Genomic DNA, 4,614 nt, shown 5'->3' on the forward strand with positions numbered 1-4,614 from the left:
AAGCTGACGCTGTGCGGTGTGATGGATGCCAGCTCTCCAGCCAGTTGCTTGGCCAGCCGCTCTCTGGGGGTGAGCTGCTTCTCAATGTCGAGCACCTTATATTCTTTCAGTCCGGCTTTTTCGGCCGCTGCGGCGATGGTGTCCTGCAGATTGCCCAGTTCGTCGACTAATCCCAGATCCTTTGCCGCAAGGCCTGTCCAGACACGACCCTGACCCACAGCATTGACTTGAGCCGTGGTAGTTTGGCGGTTTTCAGCCACGATGTGCAAAAAGCGCTGATAGATATTGTTGACGCTTTGTTGCAGTACATTGGCAGCCAGCGGTGACAGGGGGCGATCCATTCTCAGGGCGCCAGCCAGATCGGTGGTGCCGATGCCGTCGGTTGAAATGCCAATTTCAGCCAGGCTTTCTTCCAGTGTCGGGAAGGCGCTGAACACCCCAATGGAACCGGTAATGGTGGTGGGGGTGGCCCAAATTTCGTCGGCACCCATGGCGATCCAGTAGCCGCCGGATGCCGCCACACTGCCCATGGATACCAGCACCGGAATACCCTGCTGACGGGTGATGTCCAGTTCCTGGCGAATCAGTTCGGAGGCGAAAGCACTGCCTCCACCGCTGTCTACCCGCAGAACCAGTGCTTTGATGCTTTTATCTTCACGAGCCTGGCGGATCAATTTGGACAGGGTTTCACCGCCAATGGTGCCTTCAGGTTGTTCTCCGTCCAGAATCATACCCTTTGCGATCAGCAAACCGACCTTGTCGCTGCCGATTGCAGTGGGTTTGGGGATGAAATCGAGATAGTCCTCGAAATCAATGGCTCGATACTCTTCGCTATCCCGCTGTTTACCCACTTTGCTGATCAGGAACTGGTTTTGTTGTCCGTGACTGGCCAGTTGATCCACCAGGTGCATGGCTGCTGCCGTCGCGGCAGTATCGCCACCGTGCTCGGCGAGTCTGTCATCCATGTTGTTAATGAATTCATCGATGTCGCCTTCGGCCAGCTGGCGTTGCTGTTCCACGGTGGAGGTGTAGGTGGCCCACAGTTCGTTCAGCCATTGACTGTTGTGTTCGCGGGAAGCTTCGGACATGTCGTCGCGGACATAAGGCTCTACCGCGTCCTTGTATTCACCAACCCGGAAGATGTGCATTTTCAGGTGCAGCTTATCGAGGGCGGATTTGAAGTAGTTGCGGTAACTGCCGTAGCCGGTAAGGATGAGATTACCCATCGGGTGCATCAATACTTCATCCGCATAGCTGGCCAGGTAGTACTGCTCTTGAGTGTAGTTGTCGCTGATCGCATAGATCGCTTTGCCGCTGTCTTTGAAGCGCTGCAAGGCGGTCCCGATTTCTTCCAGCTTGCTCAGGCCGCCACCCATGAGGTGGTTCAGGTCCAGCACCATGGAGGTGATGCGCTGATCGTCCGCACCGGATTCAATGGCCTTGATGACATCTTTAACCAGAGTTTCGGCTTTTTCGTCACTGGTTTGCTGAAGCAGTTGGGTCACGGGATCAACATAACTGTATTGATCCACCAGAAAGCCGCTGGGAGCTACACGCAAAGCAATCTCGTCCGGCATCTGCTGAGCCTCTTTGGGCAGCAGGGCAACCACAATAATGAGGATGACCAGAAGAATCAGGAGATTGGCGATACTGGTGCGGATCCAGGTGAGAATACTCCAGATAGCGGAAAAAAATCTTCGTATAAATCCGGGCTTTCGAGCGCTCATAGTGCGAAGTCCTTGCAGGTTTTATGATGTTCCAGTACCAGACTCCGACGCCGTTGCTCTTGCCGGAGGTGGTCAGTGTAGTCCGATGTTGTAAACGTAGTCCGATGCTGTCTATGTAGTCCGATGTTGTCTATGTAGTCCGATGCTGTCAGTTTAGATGTTCTGGTGATTGGCTGCCTTTTGCCAGCGGCTGGCCATCATCGCGCTGATAAACAGGATGACGGTTAGCGCTGTCTGCAGATAATCGTTCCAGGCTGCGGTGGGCGACATACTGTTGGTAACACCCACTACAAAGTGGATCAGTATGACAAAGCAAAGCCAGTCGTAACTGCGGGCATGGTTTCTCAGTATGCCGGGAACAAAAATTATCAGGCTTAGGCAGGGCGCGATCAGCAGCGTCCAGTAAATTTTCTCTTCGAGCAAGCTGGTTGCGATGTAGAGAGCAATCAAACCGAACAGTGACGCGAGACTTAGCCCCTTGGAGAGAGCCAGCGGCGGTTGAGTGGTGGTATCGGAAGTGGTCATAAAGAATCCAGAGTCAAAGCCAGTGTGGCTACCCGTTTGCCCAGCGCCGTACAGAGGCGTTTTTCCTCGTCGGTCAGTGGGTTGTCACTTTGAGTTCCTGCAACATGAGAGGCCCCGTAGGGGGTGCCGCCACTGCGGGTTTCCATCAGGTCCGGTTCGCTGTAGGGCAGGCCGACGAGAACCATGCCGTGATGCAACAGCGGGATCATCATCGTCAGCAGCGTGGTTTCCTGGCCGCCGTGCAGGCTGCCTGTCGAAGTAAAAGCTGCTGCGGGTTTGTTGATCAGGTTACCATTCAGCCACAGACTGCTGGTGCTGTCGATAAAGTGCTTCAATGGCGCGGCCATGTTGCCGAAACGGGTTGGACTGCCCAGGACCAGGCCGCTGCACTGCTGCAGGTCTTCAAGAGTGCAATAGACGGCGCCCTCGTCGGGCACTGCCGGGCTGGTTTGCTCGGAGGTGGGCGAGACCGGTGGCACAGTCCGAACGCGGGCTTCTATCCCGGAGACCTGCTCAATGCCTCGTGCGATATCCAGAGCCATCTTTGCTGTGGCTCCGGAGCGGGAGTAATACAGAACCAGGACGTAGGGGGTGCCCGATGCAGCTGCCATATCAGATCAGCTCCAGCACGTTTTCAGGGGGACGGCCCAGTACGGCTTTAGAGCCTTTGACGACGATGGGGCGCTCGATCAGCTTGGGGTATTGGGTCATGGCTTCGAGAAGTGCGTCTTCGCCGAGGGATTTGTCGCTCAGGCCGTTCTCTTTATAGGCGTCTTCGCCCTTGCGCAGCAGCTCGCGAGCGCTGATGCCCAACTTGCTCAGCAGCTCTTGCAGGTCGCTGGCGCTGGGGGGCGTCTCAAGGTAAAGAACCACTTCGGGCTCGACGCCGTTCTCTTCCAACAAGGCCAGAGTCTGGCGAGATTTTGAGCAGCGCGGATTGTGATAAATAGTGACCATTGCACGAAATTCCTTTATGTTCATCTGTCATAATCTTCTATTGTAAACATTACCGGCAGTGAACACTACGCAGTGTCTTGCTGGTCATCTGTCCGGGTTTGTATCGGTTTTATATCGAGTGCCATTTCCTTCAGACTCGGGTTGCTTATAGGTACTATTTGTTAAAAGCTTCTCAGGTATTTGATTAGTAGTTTCTCAGGCATCTAGTTAGTAGTTTCTCAAGCATCTAGTTAGCCGCCTCCCAGGCATCAGTATCCCTTTCAGGTACAGATGCCGTGTAACATTCATCCCGCATTAAAAGGCCGGATCAGTAACACAAATACCGATAACAACGGCATAAGTTCATATAAAAGGGTCAACATGAGTGAAAACAACACCAGTACCGGGTTTCAGCGTCGCAAAAAGATGGCGTGGCAGTTCATTCCCCATCTGATAGAAGAGTATAGGGAGAAGGGGTGCCGCCAGCAGGCCGCCGCACTGACCTATATGACCCTGTTTGCCATCGTTCCAACCATGACGGTGGTGTTTACCATGTTTTCGCTGTTTCCTGCTTTTGATGGTCTGTCTAATCAGCTGCAGGATTTTCTGTTCCGCTATTTGCTGCCGGAGTCGGGGCTGGAGGTTGAGACTCAACTTAAGGAGTTTACTCAGCAGGCACGAAGTCTGACTTTAGCGGGCGTTATTATGCTGGTGGCGACCGCCTATTTAATGATCAAAAATATTGAAGGTACGTTCAATCGTATCTGGGGTGTGGTGGGTGCGCGCCGGGGCCTCAATAATTTTCTGCTGTATTGGGCCATTCTCAGCTTGGGACCTCTTTTGCTGGGGGTTGGCGTTGCGACCAGCACTTACCTGTTGTCGCTGCGCTTTTTTAGCGAGGGCTATGATCCTACCGGGCTGATCCCGTTGCTGTTGGGCTATTTCCCGTGGTTGATGACCACGGCCGCTTTTACACTGCTGTTTGCTGCGGTACCTAACTGTAAAGTGCCGATTAAGAATGCTCTTGTTGGTGGCTTTTTAACGGCTATTTTCTTTGAGTTATTCAAAGTGTTGTTTGGATGGGTTGTTGGGCAAATGTCATTTGCCGCAGTGTACGGTACCTTTGCCATGGTGCCCTTGTTTCTGTTGTGGATTTACATCCTCTGGGTGATTGTATTGTCTGGGGCGGTGGTGGTGTGTGCGCTGACTAATTTTTCCATGTTGCGTGACACCACAACAGCTCGCTACCCAGACTTAATTGCTGCTCTGCTGGCACTGTGGGCGCTGCGTCAGTGTCAGCGAACAGGACGTGTTGCCAATGATGAAGACCTGCTGAATGTGGGTGTAGAAGCTGAGCAGTGGTTGCGAGTTAGAGAGTCGTTGGTACGTCATCGGGTGATTACCCTGACGCAGGAAGATGAATACG

5 protein-coding genes are annotated in these 4,614 nt (G+C 53.4%); 1 reads left to right on the top strand and 4 read right to left on the bottom strand.

Annotation, left to right across the window (positions count from 1 at the left end):
• The 4 genes from sppA to arsC form a co-directional block, all read right to left on the bottom strand.
• Nucleotides 1-1,727 (bottom strand): signal peptide peptidase SppA (gene sppA, locus ACTG33_RS16315; RefSeq protein WP_439136283.1); only part of this gene is annotated, 1,727 nt, incomplete at its 3' end.
• A 153-nt stretch (nucleotides 1,728-1,880) separates the two neighbouring features.
• Nucleotides 1,881-2,252 (bottom strand): DUF2069 domain-containing protein, encoded by a 372-nt coding sequence (locus ACTG33_RS16320; protein WP_439136284.1) that lies wholly within the window; start codon nucleotides 2,250-2,252, stop codon nucleotides 1,881-1,883.
• Nucleotides 2,249-2,863 (bottom strand): NAD(P)H:quinone oxidoreductase, encoded by a 615-nt coding sequence (gene wrbA, locus ACTG33_RS16325; protein ID WP_439136285.1) that lies wholly within the window; start codon nucleotides 2,861-2,863, stop codon nucleotides 2,249-2,251. Before wrbA ends, ACTG33_RS16320 begins: the two co-directional genes overlap by 4 nt.
• Before the next feature lies 1 nt (nucleotide 2,864).
• The gene (gene arsC, locus ACTG33_RS16330) at nucleotides 2,865-3,209 is read right to left on the bottom strand and encodes an arsenate reductase (glutaredoxin) (RefSeq protein ID WP_439136286.1); all 345 of its coding nucleotides are present in this window, start codon (nucleotides 3,207-3,209) and stop codon (nucleotides 2,865-2,867) included.
• Nucleotides 3,210-3,569: 360 nt separating this feature from the next.
• Here arsC and ACTG33_RS16335 point away from each other — a divergent pair.
• Nucleotides 3,570-4,614 (top strand): YihY family inner membrane protein (locus tag ACTG33_RS16335; RefSeq protein WP_439136287.1); only part of this gene is annotated, 1,045 nt, incomplete at its 3' end.

This window comes from Pseudomaricurvus sp., assembly GCF_965662505.1.
Classification (GTDB): domain Bacteria; phylum Pseudomonadota; class Gammaproteobacteria; order Pseudomonadales; family Cellvibrionaceae; genus Pseudomaricurvus.

What these genes read in the sequence shown, in the direction of transcription:
- arsC (WP_439136286.1), bottom strand. Translation starts at nt 3,209, where the DNA reads ATGGTCACTATTTATCACAATCCGCGCTGCTCAAAATCTCGCCAGACT.
- ACTG33_RS16320 (WP_439136284.1), bottom strand. Translation starts at nt 2,252, where the DNA reads ATGACCACTTCCGATACCACCACTCAACCGCCGCTGGCTCTCTCCAAG.
- wrbA (WP_439136285.1), bottom strand. Translation starts at nt 2,863, where the DNA reads ATGGCAGCTGCATCGGGCACCCCCTACGTCCTGGTTCTGTATTACTCC.